Here is a 22380-nt window from a genome sequence, read left to right as displayed (position 1 = left end):
TTACTTAGTTATAAGAGACATCATATTGAATATCTCAGAAGTAAAACTAATAAGAGTATGTAACATCCAGCTTCCACCAATAGCTACTACCAAAAGAATTGCTATTAGTTTTGGTACAAATGTCAAAGTTTGCTCTTGGATTTGAGTTGTAGCTTGAAATACACTTATTAAAAGTCCAACTACAAGAGAAACAATAAGTACTGGAGCTGCAATCATAGCTCCTGTAAACATACCATTTTTAAGAACACTCATTATCATAAATTCGCTCATATTATTTTTCTCCTATCCAAATCCCAATATCAATGTTTTTACTATCAAGTTCCATCCATCCACCATTACAAATAATAACAACTTAAATGGTAATGATATCATAACTGGAGGTAACATAAACATTCCCATAGACATTAAAACACTTGCTACAACAAGGTCTATTATCAAAAATGGTATGTATATTAAAAAACCTATTTGAAAAGCAGTTTTTAGTTCACTTATTGCAAAAGCTGGAACTACAACAGATAAGGGTATATTTTCACGAGTTAATTTTTTTTCTTTTAACCCTGCTTGTTCTACAAATAAATCTAAGTCAGTTTGTCTAGTTTGCTTTAGTAAAAACTCTTTAATAGGTACTTCTGCTTCTTTCATGGCTTTTTCCATAGTAATATCTTCTTTCATATATGGTTGTAATGCCTTTTCGTTTATTTCATTTAATACTGGCCTCATTATAAATATTGTCAATACTATCGCAAGCCCTACCAAAACTTGACTTGGAATTGCTTGTTGTGCTCCTAATGCTGATTTCAAAAATGATAAACTTATGACTATTCTAACAAAGCTTGTCATCATGAACATTACAAATGGCAAAAACATTAATGCCGTTAGAAATAAAAACAATTGCATTGAACTTGTATATGGTACGTCAGCCAAAGGTAATTTTGATAATAGTTCCATTTACTTATCTTCCTTTTTTGTAAATTTTCCAATATATCTACTGAAATCATATTTTGCTTTGATTTTTTCCATTTTAAAATCTTGGATTTTAAAATTTCTCTCTTTAATGTCATCTTCTATTTTTGATATTTCTTCTTTGGTCAAATCTTTTATCTTATTCATACTAGCTGAAGAAGATGCAATAATACATCCTTCTTCACCTACTTTTAAAATTATTATGCTATTGTTTTTATTTATACTTACAATGTCTAGTATTTTTACATATTTGTCATTGTATTTTTTTAATAAAGTTCCCTGGCTAATTTTTAAAGATAAGACTATCAATATTAAAATTATTGGAATACATATTAATATCTTTAATAAATAAAGTATCATGTCTTACCATCCTTTTATTGTACTACTATATTTGTGAAATATATGCTTTGTATTACATTTCCACCTAAATTTGTATTTAAAGTATTTTTTATTTCATCTTTTATATTATTTAGGTTTTCAGCAGCAAAATCATCTGCTCTTTTTGCCATAAGGCAATTTATAATATTATCTCTAATTAAAGGTGTATTTTTTTCTATATCTTTATATGAAGCATCATAAGATACAGTTATTGACACCTTTAAATATCTTACACCTTCATCAGCTAGCTTCAATACCATTTCTTCTAAATCAAGATTTTCTGTCTTTATTTCATCTTTAGCTTTTCCTGTTGGAATAAACAAACCTATAATCTTATCAATTTGTCCACTTCCACCTTTACCTAATATAAAAAACCCTGCTCCTGCTGAGAAAACAATCAGTATCAAAATAATTAGAATAATTTTTTTATTTTTGAACAAAACTCTTCCTCCTAGTCGATAGTTATAAGTATATTAACTCTTCTATTTTCAGCTCTTCCCTTTGCTGTATCATTTGAAACTAAAGGTTGATACTCTCCACATCCTGTTGCTGAAAACAATTTAGGGTCCATGCCCTTTTCTTCTACAAAGTATCTTACAACACTTACTGCTCTACTAGAAGATAAATCCCAATTGGACTCATGTGTACTTGATTTTACAGGTACATTATCAGTATGACCTTCTATAACTATCTTATTTTTCATCATTTTTATCATGTCATATACTTTATTTAGAGTAGCTTTACTATCAACTTTTAACTCCGAACTCCCAGAGTCAAATAAGATTGAGTCATCTAACTCTAATAAAATCCCTCTACTATCATCCTTAACTGTTACACTATTTTGCAGGTTAGAATTATTAACCTTATCTTTTAAATCTTGTTCTAAATCTGACTTATCATTTTTATCCACTAAACCACTATCTATTGGAGACTTCGCACTTGTACTTGAACCTGTGTTAAACATACTTACTCCAGAAAACTGACCTTTTAATGCATTTGATATATTTTTAAATTTTTCCATATCTACAACTGATGTTGCATATAGAAGTACAAAAAATGTAAGAATTAGAGTTATTGTGTCTGCATAAGTGGCCAACCATGCATCTGGATTTATCTCATCTTTTTTTTTATTTTTTCTACGCGCCATTACTCATTGCTCTTTCTGTATTTTTATTGGATTTCATAAACTGTAATTTTTCAGTTTTTGAAAGGTATGTCGCTAAACGTTCCTCAACTACTATACTGCTTTCACCAGATTGTATGCTTATTATACCTTCCAGCATCATCTCTTTTATGTAAACTTCTTTTTCCGTTTTTTCATCTATGTTATATGCAATTGGATTTAAAGCAATATTTGCAAGTAGAGAACCATAAAATGTTGTAATTAACGCCTTTCCCATACCAGAAGCAATCAAATCTGGTGACGTAAGGTCAGATAGCATTTGTATAAGACCGATTAGAGTCCCTAACATTCCAAATGCAGGTGCAAATGTTCCCCAAGTTTTAAATATCTTTGAATATCTGTTATTTGTATCTTCAACAGAATCTATCTCTAATTCTAATATAGACCTTATTTCATTGACTTCCAGACCATCAATACATAACTCTAATCCTTTTTTCATAAATGGGTCTTGTATTTTCATTACATCACTTTCTATTGACAAAAGACCTTCTCTTCTTGCTTTTTTTGAAAGTGCTTTAAATTGATTCAATAAGTCTAATCTTGATATACTTGTTGTTTTAAATGAGTATTGTAATGCATTTTTTATAAGTTTCATGTCATCAATAGTAAATGTAATCATCAACGCTCCAAATGACCCAAATACTGTTATTAATATTGATGAAAAATCAAAGAAACTTTTTAATCCTGAACTACTTCCTTTTACTGCTCCAAATAAAACTAATACTGTAGATAATATTAGTCCAATGAATGTCAGTGAATCTGTTTTTTTCATTACTTTTCGCTCCTAATATAACCTACATTTATTTTCCTTTTATACTTTATCACTTTATCTACTATCTCATCTACAGACTCTTTTACAAGATTTTTTTCTCCTGTTGTAAGTAATATTCTACTTTCTGGAACGGAGTCAATTCTTACTATAAGGTCTGAGTTTAATATGTAGCTTCTTCCGTTTAAGTCTGTTACTCTTATCATACTATGTACCTACTATCTCTTAAGACTTATTATTTCTTGAAGTATCTCATCTGATGTAGATATTATTTTACTGTTTGCTTGGAAAGACCTACTTGCTATTATCATTTCTGTAAATTCTTCTGCTATGTCTACATTGGAAGCTTCTATTGCTCCTTGTATTATTGTTCCTGTAGCTCCTGCTATTTGTGGGTCTCCTGAGTTTGCTGATGGCTTGTATAAGTTTCCTCCTTCTGCATCTAATCCTGCTGGATTTTGGAATACATATGTTTGTACTTTTTGAAGTTTTCCATCATTAGTTGCTATTGCAGGATTTGGTACTTTTCCTACTTCAGAATTGTCAGGAATATCATACACAAACTGAGTTCTTTGACCATCACTCAATAAAAATTCTACTGTTCCATCTTTTGATATATTGTACTCCAGTACATTTTGTACTGTACCATCTTTAGGACTTATACTTTGAAGAGGAATTACAATGGGTTCTTTTCCTTCTGCAGTAGCATTTTTAGTAAATTCACCAGTAGTAGCATTATATGTACCCTTATAAACCTCACCTTGTAACATATACCCATCTCCATTTACAAGTCTTCCACCTTTGACACCGTTCAGAGGTCCAGCTGTTGCTTTAAATCCTGTATCTAAGTTAAAAGAACCATCTCTTGTATACATAACTGTACCTTGCCTTACTACTGGAAGATACCCATCTCCATCTATCATTAAATCTGATGGTCTATTAGTTGGCTGTACATTTCCTTGTGTCATATCTTTATTTATACTTGATATCTTACTACCTACACCTACTTGTCCTAAGTTTGTTCCCCCTAATGCAGCTGTTGGAGCACTTGCATATAGTACAGTTTGATAAAATGAATCTGTTATTCTAGCTGAACTTTTCTTAAAAGCAGTAGTCCCAGCATTTGCTACATTGTTACCTATTACATCTAGTTTAGTTTGATTTGCTTTCATTCCACTTACACCTGAATACATCGCTTTTATCATGAATTTACCTCTTTTCTAATTTAATATTATTCTTGTTCAGGAGATTCTTGCTCTGGTGGGTTATTTTCTTCTCCTGAAGTTGTATCTACTTCTCCTATTTTAAGTAATTTTTCATATTTAACATCTACAGTTTTATCACTACCATCTACTTTCAGTTCTAAGTGTACCTCTCCATCTTTTATATATGTAGACTTTACTACACCTACAATGTTTTCATCTTCCTTCTCTTCTCCGGATACTTCTACTTCTTTACCAATTAATGACGTTGCCATACTCAAAGCAGAGTTTATTAGAGTAGAGTTACTTAAAGCTAAGAGTATATCTAGCTTGTCGTTCATAGCTGACATCTTTTCTAAAGTTGCAAACTGAGCTAATTGTGATACATACTCTGTTGGGTCTTGTGGATTCATTGGGTCTTGATTACCCATTTGTGCTACAAGTATTTTCATAAACAAGTCTTTATCAGCATCATCACCCTGTCCTATAATTGGAGTTCCATTATCTGTTACTGTCTGATTTCCTTTACTTCGAACTTGTTTATTAGCAATATCATTAATATTTCTTTCAAGTTGGCTCAAGTTATTTGACCTATAGTTTCCTTGAACCCCTGCTAAAGCTGTTGCCACTCCATACATACAGTATTTCCCCCTTATTAAGCTAATAAATCTACTCTATCATCATCAATATTTTCTTTAATTTCATCTTCTATGACCATATTGTTACGCTTATTATTTGTATTTTGCTTATTCATATTTTCTTGGTTATTTTGTCTATTCTGTTGTTCAAATGCTTTATCAAAAGTATCTGATGTACTTCTATTATCACTATGCATTTGCACAGATACATCTTTTATATTTACATTCGTAAGTTCAAGATGTTGCTTTAAATCTGTTATATTTTTATTTATAGAGTCAAATACGTCTTTATTAAAAACAGTCACAACAGCTTTCATACTTTCGTTATCTTTCAATAATTGTATGTTCATATCTCCCAATTCTTTTGGCCTTAATCTAATTGTTAATTCTTGGATGTCATTTGTTTTCATATGTTTAATAGCTTTGATAGAATCATCCATAACATTTGATTCTATATGTTTTAAGTCAACATTATCATTTTTAACTTTGTTTATATCCATGCTTTTATTTATTACTTGACCAAAGTTTCCACTTTTATTTCCATTAATACCTGCTAGTTTTTCCAAAATATCAGAGTTATCATCTCTTTTCTTATTTGAATTAAGGTTATCCATTCTATTACTATCAAAGTTGTATAAATCTATGCTTTTATTATCATCCTCTGTAGTTTTACTAATTACTTCAAAGTTTTCATTAACATTATTATCTAAAAACTCTCTTAACTTCATCATGTCTAAATTTTGCATATCATTATAGTTATTCATGTCAGCCTTATTTAACTCTGCATTTTGCTTTACAATATTATTCAATATATTTTTATTAAGTTTAAGCCCTTGTTTCAATTCATCCGATATGTTTAGTTTTTCCATACCATTCAATATAGAATTTATATCTTTATCTTTTTCATTATTATTTTTTAAAAGAGTCAATAATTGTTGTAAAATCTCATTATTCTTACTACAATCTTTTTCATATGTACTTTCATCCTCTAAGTGATTACTTTTATCTACATCTGAATGACACTCATTATCACTATCTTCTGATTTATTTGAGCTGATATTTTGATTACTTGTTTCTTTTTTGTCTTCAACTTTCCTATTGTCTGTTGCCTTATATAGATTATCTTCAAATTTATCATTTTTCACATCTTTATTCTTGGATGAACTCTTTTTACTCCCAATATCTTTGATAACATTATAAGAATCTGCTTGTATCTTCATACAATAATATCCTCACTTCCTACTCTTCTTATAGAACTTGTCTCTTTCTCAAATAACTCATGCTTGCAAACTCATCATTAGTTTTTTGTTCTTTTAAATTTTCTTCTTTATAATATTGGCCATATTTTTTTTCTTTTAGTTTTTCTAATGATTTTCTTTCTATCTGCTTATCTATAAGTTGTTTTCTAGCCTTTTCAAGTTCATTTGTTGACTTGTCCAATTCCTCTGATAAATCTTTTATAGAGTTATTTAAAGCTAACAAATAGTTAATAGTTATTTTTTGATTTTGAATACTATCATTATTTTTACTTATTGAATACTTGATATAATTACTTTCCAGGTTTTCTAAATTATTTTCTATATCTATTTTTTTTTGTTGAATCTTAGCAAATTCCATTTTTATCTTCTCTTCATCTTTCATTTTTAAGTCTAAAACCTTCTGCAATCTAAACTTAAAGTTCTTATCCAACTCTATCACAACCTATTCAAATATTTTTTTAAGTTATTTATTCAAATATTCTTTTCAAACTACTTATAGTTTCGTTAAAAGAACTCTTTTCATTTATCCCTTGTTTTAAAAAATTGATAATATGCTCATGATAATAGATTGCTTCATCTATTTTTTTATTGGTACCTGAAGCATATGCACCTATATTTATCAAATCTTCTGCTTCTCTATATTCAGAGAGCATATCTCTTGCAAATGATGCTACTTTTATATCTTCTTTTGAAGCAATTTCATTCATAAGTCTACTTAAACTATTTAAAACATCTATAGAAGGATAATGATTCTTGTTAGCTAAATCTCTAGATAGAACTATATGACCATCAAGTATTCCTCTTGTAGTATCTGCTATTGGCTCATTAAAATCATCTCCATCAACTAATACTGTATAAAAAGCGGTTATAGAGCCTTTATCTGATGTCCCTGTTCTCTCCATGAGTTTTGGTAAAATTGCAAATACAGATGGTGTATATCCTTTTTGTGCTGGTGGCTCTCCTATGGCTATTCCTACTTCTCTTTGCGCCATAGCAAATCTAGTCACAGAATCCATCATAAGTATTACCTTTTTCCCTTGGTCTCTAAAGTATTCGGCTATTGCAGTGGCTGTAAGGGCACCTTTAAGTCTAACTAATGGTGCTTTATCTGATGTTGCGCATACAACAACAGATTTTTTCATTCCCTCTTCACCTAAGTCTTTATCAATAAAGTCTAATACTTCTCTTCCTCTTTCTCCAACAAGGGCAATTACATTCACATCAGCTTTTGCATTTCTAGCAATCATACCTAGCGTTGTACTCTTACCTACTCCACTTCCTGCAAATATTCCTATTCTCTGTCCTTCACCACAAGTAGTAAATGCGTCTATTGCTCTTACACCTGTTTCCATTATATTTCGTATCTTTTTTCTCTTCATTGGGTCAGGAGGTTCATTATTCAAGTTGTATCTATCTCCTAAAACAACTTCTGAGTTATCTATAGGATTTCCAAGACCATCAAGTACTTTACCTAGTAAATTATCACTACACATAACACTTAGAGGTATCCCCTTAGAAATAACTTTACAACCAGGTGATATTAATGTTAACTCTCCTAATGCCATTAATATTACTTCTTTATCTTTAAATCCTACTACCTCACAATTCACTGGCTTATTGACTTGATTATATATAACACATAACTCTCCAACAAAAGCTTTTATTCCTTCAACTTCTACAGTAAGTCCTATTATCTTCTTAACTCTACCTTCTGATATAGTGAGTTCTAAATTTTCTATTTTCTTATTTATTTTGTCAAAATCTATAGATATATCAGTTTTATACATAATTTATTCACCAAGCAATTCTTCTTTTAGTTTTTCCATAGCACAATCAATACCAACTATTATTCTTCCATTTTCCTTTTGTATAATAGCATTTCCTTTATCTATACTATCATCTGCAATAACAAATACACTCGACTTTAATGATGTTTCTTCTTTGAATAATTCAAACTCTTTCTCTATATTATCTTTATAGAAAGAATTACATCTTACTATGAATGAACTACTTCCTTCATAATCTTGAATAATTTGCTTTAACAAATCACTCATAGATTTTTCATCTTCAAAGTGCTTTTTTAGAACAGAACTAGCCATATTGATAGCAAGTCTTATAATCTCTTTATTTTTTTCTTTTATGTACTCAGTCATTTTCTCATTAGCTTGTAATAAGATTAAATTTGCCTGATTTCTTATAGAATCTGCTTCATCTTTAGCTTTTTGGGTATACTCATTATACGACTCTTTATATCCATCCTCATATCCATTTTTCTGACCTTGACTATATCCTTTTTCATATGCTTGCTTTTCTATATTTTGTGCGTTTATTTTTGCTTCTTCCAATATCTCATTCTTTTTTATCTCAGCAGATTCTATAGCTTCTTTTATTACTTCATCTCTAAATCTACAATCATTATCCTCGTTTATATTTGATTCTCCCAATCTAGCTTTATCTATTATAGATAAGTCCAGCACTCCTTTATATGATGCTTTTTTACTTTTAATAATTTTATTATTCGACAAAGTCATCACCAAAATTCCTTACAATAGTTATGGCACCTTCTCTTTCAAGTTTCCTTACAATACTTACTATTTTTTGTTGAGCACCTTCAACCTGAGTAACCTTTATGACACCAACCATTTCCATTTCTTCTTTAAGTGCTTCTGCTGCTCTAGAAGATTGGTTTCTATATATAGCATCTGATATTTCATCATCCACACCTTTTAAAGCATATACTAAATCCTTCATAGTTACTTCTTTCAGTACTTTCTGTATGCTTATATCATCTAACTTGACAATATCTTCAAATACAAATATATTAGATTTAATTTGAGCTGCTAAGGCTGGGTCTTTTTCTTCAATAGTATTTAAAATATTCTTTTCTGTTTTTCTATCAGAATTAAGTAATATTTGAACTAATGTAGATATTCCTCCATAGTCTTTAAAATCTTCACCACTTATTGAATGTAATTTATCCTCTAATGAGCTTTCAATTACACTTATAACATCTGGAGATATTGAACCCATTGAACTTATTCTCATAGCTACTTCATTTTGTAAATCAAAATCTAAATAAGCTAAAACTTCTGCACCATTTTCAGGTTCCATATGTGCAAGTAAAATAGCTATAGTCTGTGCACTTTCATTTCTAAGTATTTCTAATATCTTCCTTACATCTAGTTTTATAATATGTTTAAAAGGTTTTGTACTTGTATCTATTGATATACCTTCAAGTAATTTACTTGCTTTGGCATTTCCCAGAGCATTACTTAACAATTCTTTGGCATATTCAAGCCCGCCTTCTATAACATAATCTTTCGCTTTATTTATTTCTACAAACTCTTTTAATATTTCTCTTCTTTCTTTTGAAGCTATTGAAGAAATATTTGCAATTTCCAAACCTATTTTTTGAACTTGTTTATCTGGTAGACTTTTTATTATATCACTAGCCACAGTTGGACCTAATGTCATTAACAGTACAGCGGCTTTTTTTAAACCTTCACCTTCTACCTTCTCTTTCTTATCATTTTCACTTATATCACTTAAATCAAACGCACTAACATTTGTAATTTCCGCGGACACTTTCTATCCCCCTTACTCATTTAACCAAGTTTTTATTATCTCTGTGACTTGGTCTGGTTTTTCTTCTGCATACATTTTAACAGCTTCCTCTAATGTCAATTCTGGGTCATCCCCTAATAGAGGATTATCTTTCTTATCAATAGAATTAGAATTAGTACTATAAACTTCATCTTCATAATCCATATCTTCTTGTTCGCTTCTCTTTTTATATATCAAGTATCCAATAACACCTACTGCAACAACTGCTATTACTCCAACAACTGCTTTTATTATATTGTTTTTGAATCCTTCTTTTTTAATATCTTCCATTTCTTGTTTAGCTTCTGCCTTACCTTTAGGGTCAAATACCATTGAAACAACGCTAAGAGTATCTCCCCTAACTCCATCCATGCCTATAGCATTATTAACAATATCTTCCACATCAGCTTGAACACCTTTAGCTATTTTTCCATCTATAGCAACAGAAGCTGTCAATCTTTTAAGTTCTCCAGGCGCAACTATAGTATGAGTTTCAATCTTACCTGTTTCATATTCAAAACTCTCATCCAAACTATCTTCTGTATTAGTACCATTTTTATTTCCTTGGTTATTCATATTAGCATCTACACCTTGGACATTATTTGTCGCAGATTTAGATGAATTTTTTGACCTGGTTTCCTTTATAGCAACTTTATCAGGGTCAATTTTTATTTCAGTTTTTTCAGCTGTATCAAAACTCAAATCAGCATTTACTGTAGCTTTTACTTTTCCGGTACCAAATATTGGTTCTAACATGTCTAAAATAGATTTTTCTAATTGTTTATTTAGTGCCTGCTCAGATGCCTTATTTTTATCAATACTAATAGCACCATTTATCGATTGATTGTTTTCATCAACTTCTTCATCATCTAAGATGCCTTCAGATAATAAGTTCATTTTATTATCAATAACTTGAACATTTTTCTCTGGTATATTTGTAACACTTCCTGATACAAGTGCCATAACAGATTTTATTTGATTTTTCTCTAAAGTAGTTCCTGGCTTTAGCATCAAATAAACTGCTGCACTTCCTGGAACAGCTTCCTTCTCAAATACAGAAGACTCACCAAATGTTATATGTACTCTAGTATCTTCCACCTGAGGAAAACTCTTAATTGTTTTTTCTATTTCTCCTTGTATCATTCGTTGCTTCTTAATTTGAAACTCTTCATCAGTAAGACCTATTGATGAACTATCATCCATAAGTGCAAATCCTTTAGAACCACTTGTCAAACTTGGAGCTAACTCTAATCTCAACTTATCAACTTCTGTTCTAGGAACATAAATTGTACTTCCTTTTACCTTGGTATCTATCTTTCTAGACTCTAATTCTGCTGATATATCTGCAGCATCTTGAACATCTAGTTCTGAAAATAAGACTGCATACTTATTTTTGCTTGCAGATATTGCTGTAAATACTAGCGCTAAACATATAGCAACAATCCCTATACCTAATGCTATCTTAGTTCCCTTTTTTAGAGAACTTATTTTTGTCCTAGATTTAGCAACTTGCTCCTTAATCTTATTTTTAAAACTGGCTATCATTGATTATTACTCCTGTTCAAAAGGCTAAATTTGTACTTTATTCATTTCTTGATATGCATCATGAATCTTATTTCTAACTTCTATTAAATATTGCATAGATAGTTGTGCTTCTTGACCTTTTAACATAACTTCATGCATAGAAACATCTTCGCCTTTTATAAATTTTTCTTTCATATTATCTGCTGTAACTTGCTGAAAATTGACTTTATCTATAGTGTCCATTATTACATCTTCGAAATTCTTTTTTTCTTCTTTATTATTAAAATTTAATGGTTTTGTTTCTCCAATTAAATTATCTAACTTTGCACCTTGCATTAAATTGTTAATTTGTGTAATTGGCATAATTTATCCCTACTTTCCTATTTCCAGTGCTTTTGCTATCATAGACTTCTGAGCATTTAATGTATCTATATTAGACTCATATGCTCGTGAAGCTGTTATTAAATCTGTCATTTCAACCAATATATTTACATTTGGATATTCTACGTATCCATTTGGCTTTGCATCTGGATGAGATGGGTCATATACTTCTTTAAGAGGTGATTTATCATCTTCAACAGATGTGACTTTTACTCCTAGCATACCTAATTTGTTATCATAGTTTTCTTCAAAGGAAACAATTTTTCTTCTGTATGCTTCTCCATTTGGACCTCTTGTAGCGTTTATGTTAGCTACATTAGATGATATGATATCCATTTTCAAGCTTTCTGCTGTTAAACCACTAGCAGAGATCTCCATTCCACTGAACACACTCATCTTCTAATTACCTCCCACTTATTATTGATTTGGTCATTGCTATTTTACCATTTGCAAAACCTATCAAAGCATTGTATTGTAACGTTGTCATTGCTTGATTTACTTTTTCTTCTTCTATATCCACATTATTTCCATCCACTCTTAATCCCTTGGAATTGTCTGTTTTTTCTTCTATTTTAGGTATGGCATCATTTAATGTTTCTTCAAAAGTTACGTAATGTTTTTTGTAGCCTTCAGTATTTATATTTGCTATATTATTCGCTATTGCCTGACTTCTTAGATTAGTTGCATCTAATCCCATTTTTATAATGTCATATGTATTCATACTCACTCCTCCTCAAAATATATTTATCTACTATATTTAGTGATTAAAGTTGAAGTTGCTATATTACAAAAAATGACTTCTTTACCCATCTAAATTTATTACATTTCTATTATATTCAATATAACGATTTATTTTTTAGTAATAAAACAAATCTTTTTTTAATTAACCTCAATGAAAATAAAAAAAAATTTTAATATGTATTTAAATATTTCTACGTAAAGTTGCTCTTTTTTGTAAAATAGCAACTTTTCTAGATAGTGCATTTTTATTTTTACTTATACTTGGTAAAATATGTTAGAATTTATATTTTCTACTGTAATAAAGTGAACTTTAGCAACAAAATGACTGCCAAAAAGGCAGTCATTTTCGACTAATTCTACATATACAGTATACTTAGGATTCTTTTTGGCAACTGGCTGACATAGTTCGTATATACAAACCTTAGCCCCTATAGCTTTGCGTCACTAGATTTATCTAGTTTTGCCTATTTAGTTTTAATTTAAGTATACAATAAATAACAATTTTTTTAAATATTTTTTTTATGTATACTTAAACATTTTATTTTAAAAACTTAGTTATTATTAATTATACAGATTATAAATACTATATTCTACAATTTTATAATAAATTATCTGAAAATATTTTTATTTTAGAAAAATATAAGACAAATCTCATCTTTATTGTATATTTTTCCATATATTTCAATTTTATTTATATAATATATCAATATCTAAAAATATTAATTAACGAATCTTAAATAAACTATACACAAAAAATTTATTTATGGTATTATTACAATTCATTTAATATTCATTTATAATTTTAATTACATAGCTAACTTCTTCATCTTTCATACCAACAAATAAAGGTATACTAACAACTTTATTCGAATAATTCTCAGCTATATTAAAACTTCCCTTTTTATATCCCAAATAAGAATATGCTTCAGATAAATGAGGTGGTATAGGATAATGTATTATAGACTCTATACCATTTTTATTTAAGTATTTCATAAATGTCTCTCGTTTTTCAACTTGTAAAACAAATAAATGCCATACATGTGTACAGTTCTTTTCTATTTTTGGAAGTATAACTTTTGAATTGTTAATTTCATTAAGATATCTATGTACGATTTTTGACTTTTCATTTTCAATTTCATTAAGATATTTAAGTTTTACTCTTAACAAACCTGCCTGAATTTCATCCAATCTTGAATTATATCCAACAAATTTATTATGATATCTCTTTTCTGAACCATAATTTCTAAACACTTTCACTTTATCAGCTATTTCTTTATTGCTCGTTACAATAGCACCTGCATCTCCAAATGCACCTAAATTTTTACTTGGATAAAAGCTAAAACATCCTACATCTCCAAATGTCCCTGTCATTTTTCCATCATATTTAGCTCCATGAGATTGAGCACAATCTTCAATTAAATACAAATTATATTTTTCACATAATTCTTGTATCTCTTTCATTTTACTTGCCTGACCATATAAATGTACTACTAATATAGCTTTTGTCTTACTATTTATCTTTTTTTCTATCTTAGATGAGTCTATATTATAATACTCGTTAGGTTCTACAAATACTGGTTTAGCTCCATTTATACTTATTCCCATGACACTAGCAATATATGTATTTGATTGCACTATTACTTCATCGCCTTTACCTATCCCTAATGCTCTAAATGCAATTATCAGTGAATCTAAACCACTAGCTAAACCTACACAATATTTGCTACCTACATATCTAGCAAATTCTTCTTCAAAGTACTTTACTTCTTTTCCAAGGATATAATATCCACTTTCCATTACATCCATAACCTTCTTTTCATATTCTTCTTTATGGATTTTAAATTGTTCTAATAAATTATTAAACTTAACTAACATAAAGTTACACCCTTATCTATCTATTATCTATGTGGCTATGCTAAATTCATTTAATTAATAAGATATCTGTATGCATAGTAACTAGATAATATCTATGTATTTTAAAAACTCTTCATAATCTCTGATATAATCATCTTCATTATAGTATTCAGAAGCTATTGAAATTAAAACAGTTTTCTCATCAAAATCAAACATTTCACGCCATACCCCTGGTCCTATATACAGTCCCACATCATTTCTATTTAGAACAATGGTTGTATCTCTCACACCATCAAAACATCTTATCTTAACACTTCCATTTAGGCAAACTAACACTTGCTCTAAGGTTTTATGAGCATGAAAACCTCTCCTTACACGATGTGGTACATCATATATGTAATACACTCTCTTTATATCAAAAGGTATAGCCTTATTTGATTCTAATGCAATTAAACTTCCTACGTCCTCACTTCCAATAGATTCAAACTTAATTAAATTGTACTTTTCCATAAATGTCCCTACCCTGTTTATAATAACTTTTTAATAAGATATTACTTCATATTTTAATTTACAATAAATTCTCGTTAATAAAAAATATACTACATCCAATATTTGTCCTTTGGCTCTTTTAAGTCTATCTCCTCACAATTTAGAGTTTCACATAATTCATAGATTTTACTTGCAAATAATATATCATGTATTGATAGGCCTATATTGTAAGACACTATTCTCTCGTCATCAAGTTCTCTTCCTTGTGCTTGTTTACTTAGAACATCATGAAATTCACATGAATACTTGTATTTATCTATATTTTCCAGATGTTTCAAATGATTATAATCGTCTAAATATACTTTATCAAATAAATAATCTACATTTCCAAAGCCCATAACATGTACAGGTAATAGTAAAGCACCTTTTTTAAACCATTCAAATTCTGAAAGGTATTCATCTGTATACGTAACAGTTGAAATTACCACATCTGAATCCATAATGAGTTCTTTATGTGTATCACATATCTTAAAACTAAACTGGTCATTATCCTTATATTTTTGTACAAACGACTGTGCTTGGTCTTTATATCTAAGCAACTTTATATTTATATTTCTATTTTTAAGGGTATACAAAAGCATATTCATTATAGAAGAAGCAGTTACTCCTAACCCCATAATAGCAATAGTATTAAAGTCTTTTTTAGCAAAAGTATCAATCGCTAGAGCAGCCACGGCAGCAGTTCTAAATGCTGTAATATAATTACCATCTAAAATAGCCTTTAGTTTCGCATTCTTCATATCATATAGAAATATATCTGAATTTAAACTTGGATTTCTTCCTGGCAATCTTGTAACCATTTTTATTCCACCAATCATATGATTATGATTTAAAGATGGCATTACATTGTAAAATACATGCCCTTGTTCTACCATACTTATTTTTGGTGGTAACTGACAATCTTTTTTTGTTAAAAATGATTCTTTTATCCACTCATATCCTTGCTTCTGAGATATATTCAATGACATAATTTGTTCATGAGTTATTAACTTCATATCTACCATGCTCCCTTATTTAAAAATTTTCTATCATATTCTCATTATTCTCATCAAGTATTTCTATCATTTCATGAATATATTTCTTCTTTATATTTGCATCAAATATATTATTTGCTATTCCATAAATCCTTCCACAATCCTGTCTCTCATCCTCATATAATCCTATTGTATCTCCGTCTTTTACTAGTAATAGAAATTGAGTTACATAATCTAATTTTTCTATTTTATCTATATTATTTATCGTCTTTATTGTTCCAGGCCTTATGTATATTGGTAATGCGTATGCACACTTTGATAAATGCATATTATATTTTTTTATTTCATTAAAATCGATGTCATTATTCACACTAAAATTTGCAAATAGCCTTCCTATATCTAAATCTGTTATCTGTGAAATTGCTAAATAATCACATCCTCCAGGTAATCTTGGCATAACTTCAGATACCTTTATTCCATCTTCCCCCACTAACATCTGAACATAAAGAGGTCCATTCTTTATATTAAAAGCCTCTGTTATCTTTTGATATATCGATTTTATTTCTTCTTCATACTGAAAACAATACTTTGATGGATATAGTAATCTGTCTGGCTTTCCAGCTCTCCCTACATGTATATTTACAAGTTCTCTATCTCCGATATAAAATACATGTGACTCTCCATTATGGATCCAAGCTAGTCCTTGTATTTCCTCACTTTCATAAAATTCCTCAATTATTACTTTTCCATATTGTGAAATTTTCCTAGAATATTTAAATTTTTCTATTAATTCCTCTATATTTGATACAAAATATACACCTCTTGAACCATAACCATCAACAGGTTTTATTACAAGCGGAAAATTTAACCCTTGTATTTTTTCTAAATCTTTTAAACTTTCAAGAATACAATAATCAGTTGTAGGTATTCCATTGTTTTTAAAATATTTTTTCATAACAGCCTTATTAGTTACAGACTCAAGTTGATTGCAAGAAATCACACATGGTAAATTTAATTCATTTGCAATATAAACATATGGCTTCATTAAAGAATCTGTAAATCCAGTCAAAATTCCATCTATCTTTTTATCTATGGCTATATTTTTTATTTTATCAAAATCAAATACATCAACATCTATTGCTTCATCACAAACTTTTTTTGCAGGAGTATCAATTCTATTATCACAAACAATTGTGTATATTCCTTCTTTTTTAGCTGACATAACAATATTCTCAAAATACTTAATTGAGCCTAAAATCATTAATCTTTTCATATACAAACCTTCTTTATAAGTTAATTATTTTTCTGTAAAAGTTAAAATACTATAGATTTACTACAATCAAGAAATTCTATAAAGTATAAGTATTACTTATTTATATTTTTATAATATGTCCTATTGCAAACAGCACTTGAACCAAAACCTTCTTTAAATATAGCCAAACCTTCATCTAAATATTTTCCTCTATTTAGAGTACTAATTCCAAATGAAAAATATTTAAAGTTTCTATCTGAGGCATTTTTAATCAGATTATAGTTTAAAAATATCATTGGATAATATTTATTATATGCTGAATTTGATGCTAAGTATTGAGTATGGTAAACTCTTCCTTGAAAGTTAAATACCATACTCCCACAAATCATAATATCACCAATATATACTGCATAAAATTCTACAATGTCTTTTAATCTATTATTTTTAAAGTCCAATAGTTCTTCTATTGAATGTATCAATTTAGCCCCTTTTCTATCTAAACAGTTAGATAATAATTCAAAAAAAGAGATTACATCTTTATCATCATACACTCTCTTAAAAATAAGATTGTTCTTTAAAGAATATTTAAAATCTCTTCTTTTACTATAACTAAAGTTACTTAATATATCTTCTTTATACTTATTTACTTCTAAAAACATACTTAATTCATCATAAAACATATAACCATTCTTAAATAGAAAATACTCTAACAATGAAGCATCCTCTTTCCAAAATATTCTCGATGCATTTTTTAGAAATACTTTATTAAAATTTTCTTCTTCTAAATATAATTCTACTGTACTTGTAATAGCTTTTACATGCTTTATATCATTGAAATCATGACCTATTAAAATACCACCAAAGGTGCTACCTAAATGAGAAAAAAATATTTTTTCATCATTTTCATAAACTTCACATGCAGGTACAACTGCTATTATCTCTTTACCTTTATATATCATTAGTGAATGGTCAGAAAATTTGTCTTCTTTATGATAATTAATGAAATTTCGAGTTTGAAGGAATGTCCCATTTATAGATTTATTTTCTACAAAATAATCCCAATCCTCCTGAAAAAAATTTTCAAATTGTTTGATACAGATATTGTACATTTTATCACCTATAACTCGTTTTATTTTCTACTATATGACCATATAAGGCTACAAATAATTGATAGTTTTCAATTTCATAATTTTTATGTAAATTATACTTAACCTTATGATAATTAGCTTCATTATATATTTTGTCTATATAACTTTTTATTTCAACACAGTGTTTATCTACAACAAAATGTTTTATTTCTGATTGTTTTTCTTTTAGCTCATTCCTATCAAATTCATTAGTGTTATATCTTTTTATCATATCTATAACCTCTTTGATATTATTATAATCAAACTTATCTATAAAATCCCACATATTTGTAAAAATTGGTGAAACTTCGTTTTTGAATTTAACAGGAATTAAATCATATAAAATTGCATCTAATTTTGAAATATGACTTCCCACCATAAAAGATTCTAGATATATATCTGAGATTTTATAAAAATCATCTATCTCTTTCATAGTTCCAAAGCATAAAACTCTATGATTTGTAACACTATTTAATGTTTTCCAATAGATATTGTTTGTATCAACTCCTACAACAATAATAATCGTGTCATCCGTATTTTCGATTATCATTTTAGCAATTTTAAAATAATTAATATCATTTACACTATTATACTTTCTTTCACTAGCAATAGTTAAAATTATTGTTACATCATCATCCAAATCATACTGCTTTCTAATTTCAGATTTTGAAAACAATTCTTTTTCTTTTAGTGGAATTGGTAATATTTCAGACTTCTCTATGCCTCTTTTATTCAATGTAACTAATTGACTAACTTCACTAAAATCAATAACAACATCCGCAATACTTGCACCTAGCCAAAAAGCACTATCATAATGGTTAACATATAAAATAGGTATTTTCCCATCAATTCCAAAAGCTAGAACAGGTATTGTGTCCCACATATGAATATATAAAATAACTATATCAGCCCAATCGTAAGCTATTGTTCTTAAAGCCACAGCCCTTTCTAAATAGTCATCTGAAATTGAATCCAAAGATATAATTTCACCACCACTATCATTTACTGATTTTAATAACCAATCTGGCAATGTCTTTGATTGCCATGTAGTTACAATTGAATGAACAGAATCTTTATCACTATTGATCCAATTTTTAACTACTTTTGTATGACCACCTGTTGAGTATACTTCACTTAAAACATGTAATACTCTCTTTCTTTTGAAATCTTTTTTCTTAAATAATTTTATATTATTTACTTTTGGTAAATTATTGGCACATTCTAATAATGCCTTTTCACATTTTTCACAAGAATACAAACCAGTATGATTAAAAACAGAAAAACGAGCAACTTTAGAAACAATGTCTAAAACAGTTCTATAATTCTTTAATTTTAATTCTCTCTCAAGTTCATCTTTCATACAATCCACTACATACTTATTATTCTTAAGTATGGTACTTGCTTTATTCTTATCAAATTCATAAAAATTTTCTCTATGCAAATCAATTTCTATGTACTCTTTTACAAATTCTATCCTATATTCATCATAGCCATTACTTATATTTGCTATCCCAGAGTCATGCATGCACCAAGGTTTATCTTGTTTTGGTATAATAACCTTGTAGTTATTTTGATTGAATTCCATACTTTGTGACAAATCATAAAAATGCCATCCATCAAATTTATCTTCTCTCCATAATATATCATACTGAGTAATCATAATTAATCCATCTATAGCCATGACTGTATCAAAATCTCCTTCAAAGCTATTAAATTCATAAATATCTATTCTACCTGTATGACTATCATATACTTTCCCCACTTTATTATTAGAATCCCACCAAACTCCACTTACAGGTATGTCTTTCACTCCAGCTACACCAATCATTCCTACATCAATATTTTTATTAAATATATCTAAAATATCATATATAAAGTTTTTATTAATTATAAATGTATCTTGATGTAAATATACCTTATATTTAGCATCTACTTCTCTCATAGCTTTATTATAAGCAGATGAAATTGAATTAGCTCCTCTCAAAGCAATTGTTTCTATACTAAAATCTTTTGGAATATCTAGACTATTTATATATACAAGACATTCCTCATAAAGTCTTTCATCATTTACACAGGTTATAAAACATATCTTTTCATTATTCATATTTCTTTCTTCCTTCAATAAAATAAAGTATATCTTGTATATCACTTTCACTCTGTACTTTCTCACTACTATTCTTAATTAAGTCATAAGCAATTTCAAATTCTTTTAAATCACACAATACAGTAGTTATATTGTATATTGTGTCAATGTTATCTCTATCTATATTTAAAGCCATCATAAACATACTTATGCTAAAATCACCCAGACCTCTATTAAATGCCTCAGCACCCAATCTATTTAGTATAGTTGTCTTATTTATTGAAAACATATCAACTAAATATTCAATATCATCAATAAAACATTGTTCAGTTATATTATAATTATCAAATATATAACTTAAATTATCATCCACATCTAACTCATTATCAATTCTCATTAAAGCATATTTTAAATTAACCATACTAACGCTAGAATATCTTCTAGTATCTACACAGTTAGAAGCTTTTACTATATATTGATAACACTCATATTGTTCTCTCATATCTTTATGGCTTTCTTTACACATTGTATCGATGAATCTATTGTCATCCTCTGAAAGCCTCATTCTAGTAGCACTAATACTATCTATTATGTAATTACTATCATTAAACATTCTTATTATCTCATTTAATGTAAAAAATCTTAAGTGAGTCCTATCCAAAATTCCTGAATCAGTATATGTAAAATTACCTTGCACAAGGTTTCTTAAAACGGACACATGCATAATATTTGGTATACTTGATATCAAATGACCATCCTTCTTTAGATATCTCTTTAGGTCATTGACTATCTTCCATGGATTAACTAAATGTTCAAGTACATCTCCCAATATTATATAATCGAAGAAATTTTTATTATAATCTAATTGTACTTTTTCTATGTCTGCTATCAGTACCTCTCCAGTGTTTTTTGCTAATTTACCTGCTGATTCACTTATTTCTATTCCATATATGGATGAATTTTTATATATATTTTTTATTTCTAAAAGAGTAGCTCCTACACCACAACCTATTTCTAAAACATTGATATTTTTCTCTACATTACAATCTATTTCAGAAATTAAGTCAGTTCGTATCATTCCACTGTATTCTGGATTAAAGCCCCATTTAGTCTCAAATTTTCTTCTATTAATATCCATTATATCTGTGTATTTATTACGATTTTCTTTAAAAGATACACTTCCAAAATGGTGTATAAAAGTATCCTGGCATAATAATAATTTGTATCCTTCTTCTAACATTCTAAAAGATAAATCATCATCTTCAAAATTTCCAGGTGTAAATAGCTCATCTAAAACACCTACATTATCTACTACAGATTTCTTTATTAACATACAGAAACCAACTAATTTAACTCTATATTTCCATGAATTGATGTTAGATTTATTTATTTTTTGTGCAAATATAAACATATCCTCAATTGATTTGTAATCCACATCAATTTGTTGATAATATGAGCATGCATTTGTTATTGGACCCACAGCTCCTATATTATCTTGTGACCATAAAGCTTTATTCAAATTATAAAGCCAATTAGGAGTAACTATTACATCATTATTTAATAATAATATGTTTTCACCCTTAGCTAACTCAATACCTTGGTTGCACCCTTTTGGAAACCCTAAGTTTTTATTATTATATACAAATTTTATATCTGATTGTTCCTTTAGCCAATCCACTGTTTCATCTGAAGAGTTATTATCAATTATTATTATTTCATATTTATTTTTTGGCGTAAATTTTCTAATACTTTCAATGCATAATTTGGTATATTCTATTTGATTATATGTCAATATTATTATACTGGTAAATTTTATATCTTCATTTGCAAACGTATATTGCCAATCTTTTATTATATTTTTAGATTCTTCATTAACGGTTATTGGTATGCTCATTCTCTA

At 28.5% G+C, this 22380-nt stretch carries 25 protein-coding genes and 1 riboswitch; all 25 genes read right to left on the bottom strand.

The features are described 5' to 3' along the window. The gene (fliQ, locus tag IC173_RS10550) at positions 1-270 is read right to left on the bottom strand and encodes a flagellar biosynthesis protein FliQ (RefSeq protein WP_009888090.1); all 270 of its coding nucleotides are present in this window, start codon (positions 268-270) and stop codon (positions 1-3) included. A 12-nt stretch (positions 271-282) separates the two neighbouring features. Next, a complete protein-coding gene (fliP, locus tag IC173_RS10545) occupies positions 283-948 on the bottom strand; it encodes a flagellar type III secretion system pore protein FliP (RefSeq protein ID WP_227434681.1) in 666 nt (221 codons plus the stop codon). Continuing rightward, entirely contained in the window at positions 949-1323 is a 375-nt protein-coding gene (locus IC173_RS10540) for a flagellar biosynthetic protein FliO (RefSeq protein WP_227434680.1), read from the bottom strand. Between the two features lie 14 nt (positions 1324-1337). Next, the gene (gene fliL / locus IC173_RS10535; RefSeq protein WP_227434679.1) at positions 1338-1781 is read right to left on the bottom strand and encodes a flagellar basal body-associated protein FliL; all 444 of its coding nucleotides are present in this window, start codon (positions 1779-1781) and stop codon (positions 1338-1340) included. 11 nt (positions 1782-1792) lie between these two features. After that, a complete protein-coding gene (locus IC173_RS10530) occupies positions 1793-2488 on the bottom strand; it encodes an OmpA family protein (RefSeq protein ID WP_227855506.1) in 696 nt (231 codons plus the stop codon). Continuing rightward, positions 2478-3296 carry a motility protein A gene (locus tag IC173_RS10525; protein ID WP_227434677.1) on the bottom strand — a complete coding sequence of 273 codons (819 nt, stop codon included), beginning with the start codon at positions 3294-3296 and terminating at the stop codon, positions 2478-2480. Before IC173_RS10525 ends, IC173_RS10530 begins: the two co-directional genes overlap by 11 nt. Beyond that, positions 3296-3499: a flagellar FlbD family protein gene (locus IC173_RS10520; RefSeq protein ID WP_054268815.1), complete on the bottom strand. Its 204-nt coding sequence runs from the start codon at positions 3497-3499 to the stop codon at positions 3296-3298. Before IC173_RS10520 ends, IC173_RS10525 begins: the two co-directional genes overlap by 1 nt. A 12-nt stretch (positions 3500-3511) precedes the next feature. Then, positions 3512-4498, bottom strand: a complete 987-nt coding sequence (locus tag IC173_RS10515; RefSeq protein WP_227483438.1) for a flagellar hook-basal body complex protein — start codon at positions 4496-4498, stop codon at positions 3512-3514. 26 nt (positions 4499-4524) lie between these two features. Further along, positions 4525-5133, bottom strand: a complete 609-nt coding sequence (locus IC173_RS10510; RefSeq protein ID WP_227434675.1) for a flagellar hook capping FlgD N-terminal domain-containing protein — start codon at positions 5131-5133, stop codon at positions 4525-4527. A gap of 17 nt (positions 5134-5150) precedes the next feature. After that, positions 5151-6353: a flagellar hook-length control protein FliK gene (locus tag IC173_RS10505; protein ID WP_227434674.1), complete on the bottom strand. Its 1203-nt coding sequence runs from the start codon at positions 6351-6353 to the stop codon at positions 5151-5153. 28 nt (positions 6354-6381) lie between these two features. Beyond that, a complete protein-coding gene (gene fliJ / locus IC173_RS10500; RefSeq protein ID WP_227483440.1) occupies positions 6382-6831 on the bottom strand; it encodes a flagellar export protein FliJ in 450 nt (149 codons plus the stop codon). A 28-nt stretch (positions 6832-6859) separates the two neighbouring features. Beyond that, positions 6860-8179, bottom strand: coding sequence for a flagellar protein export ATPase FliI (gene fliI, locus IC173_RS10495; protein ID WP_227434672.1), 1320 nt, complete (start codon positions 8177-8179; stop codon positions 6860-6862). Positions 8180-8182: 3 nt separating this feature from the next. Continuing rightward, positions 8183-8923, bottom strand: coding sequence for a FliH/SctL family protein (locus IC173_RS10490; protein ID WP_227483441.1), 741 nt, complete (start codon positions 8921-8923; stop codon positions 8183-8185). After that, entirely contained in the window at positions 8907-9977 is a 1071-nt protein-coding gene (gene fliG, locus IC173_RS10485) for a flagellar motor switch protein FliG (RefSeq protein ID WP_227855505.1), read from the bottom strand. The genes IC173_RS10490 and fliG overlap by 17 nt, the downstream gene beginning before the upstream one ends. Positions 9978-9989: 12 nt before the next feature. Continuing rightward, positions 9990-11540 carry a flagellar basal-body MS-ring/collar protein FliF gene (gene fliF, locus IC173_RS10480; RefSeq protein WP_227483443.1) on the bottom strand — a complete coding sequence of 517 codons (1551 nt, stop codon included), beginning with the start codon at positions 11538-11540 and terminating at the stop codon, positions 9990-9992. A 24-nt stretch (positions 11541-11564) separates the two neighbouring features. Then, complete coding sequence (fliE, locus tag IC173_RS10475; protein WP_227434668.1) at positions 11565-11882, bottom strand: flagellar hook-basal body complex protein FliE; 318 nt, start codon at positions 11880-11882, stop codon at positions 11565-11567. A gap of 9 nt (positions 11883-11891) precedes the next feature. Continuing rightward, a complete protein-coding gene (gene flgC / locus IC173_RS10470) occupies positions 11892-12296 on the bottom strand; it encodes a flagellar basal body rod protein FlgC (RefSeq protein ID WP_038811378.1) in 405 nt (134 codons plus the stop codon). Between the two features lie 7 nt (positions 12297-12303). Continuing rightward, the gene (gene flgB / locus IC173_RS10465) at positions 12304-12621 is read right to left on the bottom strand and encodes a flagellar basal body rod protein FlgB (protein WP_227483445.1); all 318 of its coding nucleotides are present in this window, start codon (positions 12619-12621) and stop codon (positions 12304-12306) included. Between the two features lie 404 nt (positions 12622-13025). Next, a riboswitch (cyclic di-GMP riboswitch) is annotated at positions 13026-13116 on the bottom strand. A 308-nt stretch (positions 13117-13424) separates the two neighbouring features. Next, entirely contained in the window at positions 13425-14516 is a 1092-nt protein-coding gene (locus IC173_RS10460; protein WP_227855504.1) for a DegT/DnrJ/EryC1/StrS family aminotransferase, read from the bottom strand. 81 nt (positions 14517-14597) lie between these two features. Continuing rightward, on the bottom strand, positions 14598-15005 hold the full coding sequence (locus tag IC173_RS10455) for a sugar 3,4-ketoisomerase (RefSeq protein WP_227483447.1): 408 nt from the start codon (positions 15003-15005) through the stop codon (positions 14598-14600). Positions 15006-15094: 89 nt separating this feature from the next. Then, positions 15095-16039, bottom strand: a complete 945-nt coding sequence (locus IC173_RS10450; protein WP_227483448.1) for an ornithine cyclodeaminase — start codon at positions 16037-16039, stop codon at positions 15095-15097. A gap of 19 nt (positions 16040-16058) precedes the next feature. Continuing rightward, positions 16059-17291: an ATP-grasp domain-containing protein gene (locus IC173_RS10445; protein WP_227483449.1), complete on the bottom strand. Its 1233-nt coding sequence runs from the start codon at positions 17289-17291 to the stop codon at positions 16059-16061. Between the two features lie 92 nt (positions 17292-17383). Further along, on the bottom strand, positions 17384-18379 hold the full coding sequence (locus IC173_RS10440) for a peptidoglycan bridge formation glycyltransferase FemA/FemB family protein (protein ID WP_227483450.1): 996 nt from the start codon (positions 18377-18379) through the stop codon (positions 17384-17386). 4 nt (positions 18380-18383) lie between these two features. Then, complete coding sequence (locus tag IC173_RS10435; protein WP_227483451.1) at positions 18384-20501, bottom strand: glycosyltransferase family protein; 2118 nt, start codon at positions 20499-20501, stop codon at positions 18384-18386. Next, positions 20494-22374 carry a bifunctional glycosyltransferase family 2 protein/class I SAM-dependent methyltransferase gene (locus IC173_RS10430; protein WP_227483452.1) on the bottom strand — a complete coding sequence of 627 codons (1881 nt, stop codon included), beginning with the start codon at positions 22372-22374 and terminating at the stop codon, positions 20494-20496. Before IC173_RS10430 ends, IC173_RS10435 begins: the two co-directional genes overlap by 8 nt. Positions 22375-22380: the final 6 nt, after the last annotated feature.

Source organism: Clostridioides sp. ES-S-0048-02, from assembly GCF_020658495.1.
Classification (GTDB): Bacteria; Bacillota; Clostridia; order Peptostreptococcales; family Peptostreptococcaceae; genus Clostridioides.
Note: the sequence above shows the minus strand (reverse complement) of the source record. Positions and strands in the feature narration are given on the sequence as shown.

What these genes read in the sequence shown, in the direction of transcription:
- fliQ (WP_009888090.1), bottom strand. Translation starts at nt 270, where the DNA reads ATGAGCGAATTTATGATAATGAGTGTTCTTAAAAATGGTATGTTTACA.
- fliP (WP_227434681.1), bottom strand. Translation starts at nt 948, where the DNA reads ATGGAACTATTATCAAAATTACCTTTGGCTGACGTACCATATACAAGT.
- IC173_RS10540 (WP_227434680.1), bottom strand. Translation starts at nt 1,323, where the DNA reads ATGATACTTTATTTATTAAAGATATTAATATGTATTCCAATAATTTTA.
- IC173_RS10530 (WP_227855506.1), bottom strand. Translation starts at nt 2,488, where the DNA reads ATGGCGCGTAGAAAAAATAAAAAAAAAGATGAGATAAATCCAGATGCA.
- IC173_RS10525 (WP_227434677.1), bottom strand. Translation starts at nt 3,296, where the DNA reads ATGAAAAAAACAGATTCACTGACATTCATTGGACTAATATTATCTACA.
- IC173_RS10520 (WP_054268815.1), bottom strand. Translation starts at nt 3,499, where the DNA reads ATGATAAGAGTAACAGACTTAAACGGAAGAAGCTACATATTAAACTCA.
- IC173_RS10515 (WP_227483438.1), bottom strand. Translation starts at nt 4,498, where the DNA reads ATGATAAAAGCGATGTATTCAGGTGTAAGTGGAATGAAAGCAAATCAA.
- IC173_RS10510 (WP_227434675.1), bottom strand. Translation starts at nt 5,133, where the DNA reads ATGTATGGAGTGGCAACAGCTTTAGCAGGGGTTCAAGGAAACTATAGG.
- IC173_RS10505 (WP_227434674.1), bottom strand. Translation starts at nt 6,353, where the DNA reads ATGAAGATACAAGCAGATTCTTATAATGTTATCAAAGATATTGGGAGT.
- fliI (WP_227434672.1), bottom strand. Translation starts at nt 8,179, where the DNA reads ATGTATAAAACTGATATATCTATAGATTTTGACAAAATAAATAAGAAA.
- IC173_RS10490 (WP_227483441.1), bottom strand. Translation starts at nt 8,923, where the DNA reads ATGACTTTGTCGAATAATAAAATTATTAAAAGTAAAAAAGCATCATAT.
- fliF (WP_227483443.1), bottom strand. Translation starts at nt 11,540, where the DNA reads ATGATAGCCAGTTTTAAAAATAAGATTAAGGAGCAAGTTGCTAAATCT.
- fliE (WP_227434668.1), bottom strand. Translation starts at nt 11,882, where the DNA reads ATGCCAATTACACAAATTAACAATTTAATGCAAGGTGCAAAGTTAGAT.
- flgC (WP_038811378.1), bottom strand. Translation starts at nt 12,296, where the DNA reads ATGAGTGTGTTCAGTGGAATGGAGATCTCTGCTAGTGGTTTAACAGCA.
- flgB (WP_227483445.1), bottom strand. Translation starts at nt 12,621, where the DNA reads ATGAATACATATGACATTATAAAAATGGGATTAGATGCAACTAATCTA.
- IC173_RS10460 (WP_227855504.1), bottom strand. Translation starts at nt 14,516, where the DNA reads ATGTTAGTTAAGTTTAATAATTTATTAGAACAATTTAAAATCCATAAA.
- IC173_RS10455 (WP_227483447.1), bottom strand. Translation starts at nt 15,005, where the DNA reads ATGGAAAAGTACAATTTAATTAAGTTTGAATCTATTGGAAGTGAGGAC.
- IC173_RS10450 (WP_227483448.1), bottom strand. Translation starts at nt 16,039, where the DNA reads ATGAAGTTAATAACTCATGAACAAATTATGTCATTGAATATATCTCAG.
- IC173_RS10445 (WP_227483449.1), bottom strand. Translation starts at nt 17,291, where the DNA reads ATGAAAAGATTAATGATTTTAGGCTCAATTAAGTATTTTGAGAATATT.
- IC173_RS10440 (WP_227483450.1), bottom strand. Translation starts at nt 18,379, where the DNA reads ATGTACAATATCTGTATCAAACAATTTGAAAATTTTTTTCAGGAGGAT.
- IC173_RS10435 (WP_227483451.1), bottom strand. Translation starts at nt 20,501, where the DNA reads ATGAATAATGAAAAGATATGTTTTATAACCTGTGTAAATGATGAAAGA.
- IC173_RS10430 (WP_227483452.1), bottom strand. Translation starts at nt 22,374, where the DNA reads ATGAGCATACCAATAACCGTTAATGAAGAATCTAAAAATATAATAAAA.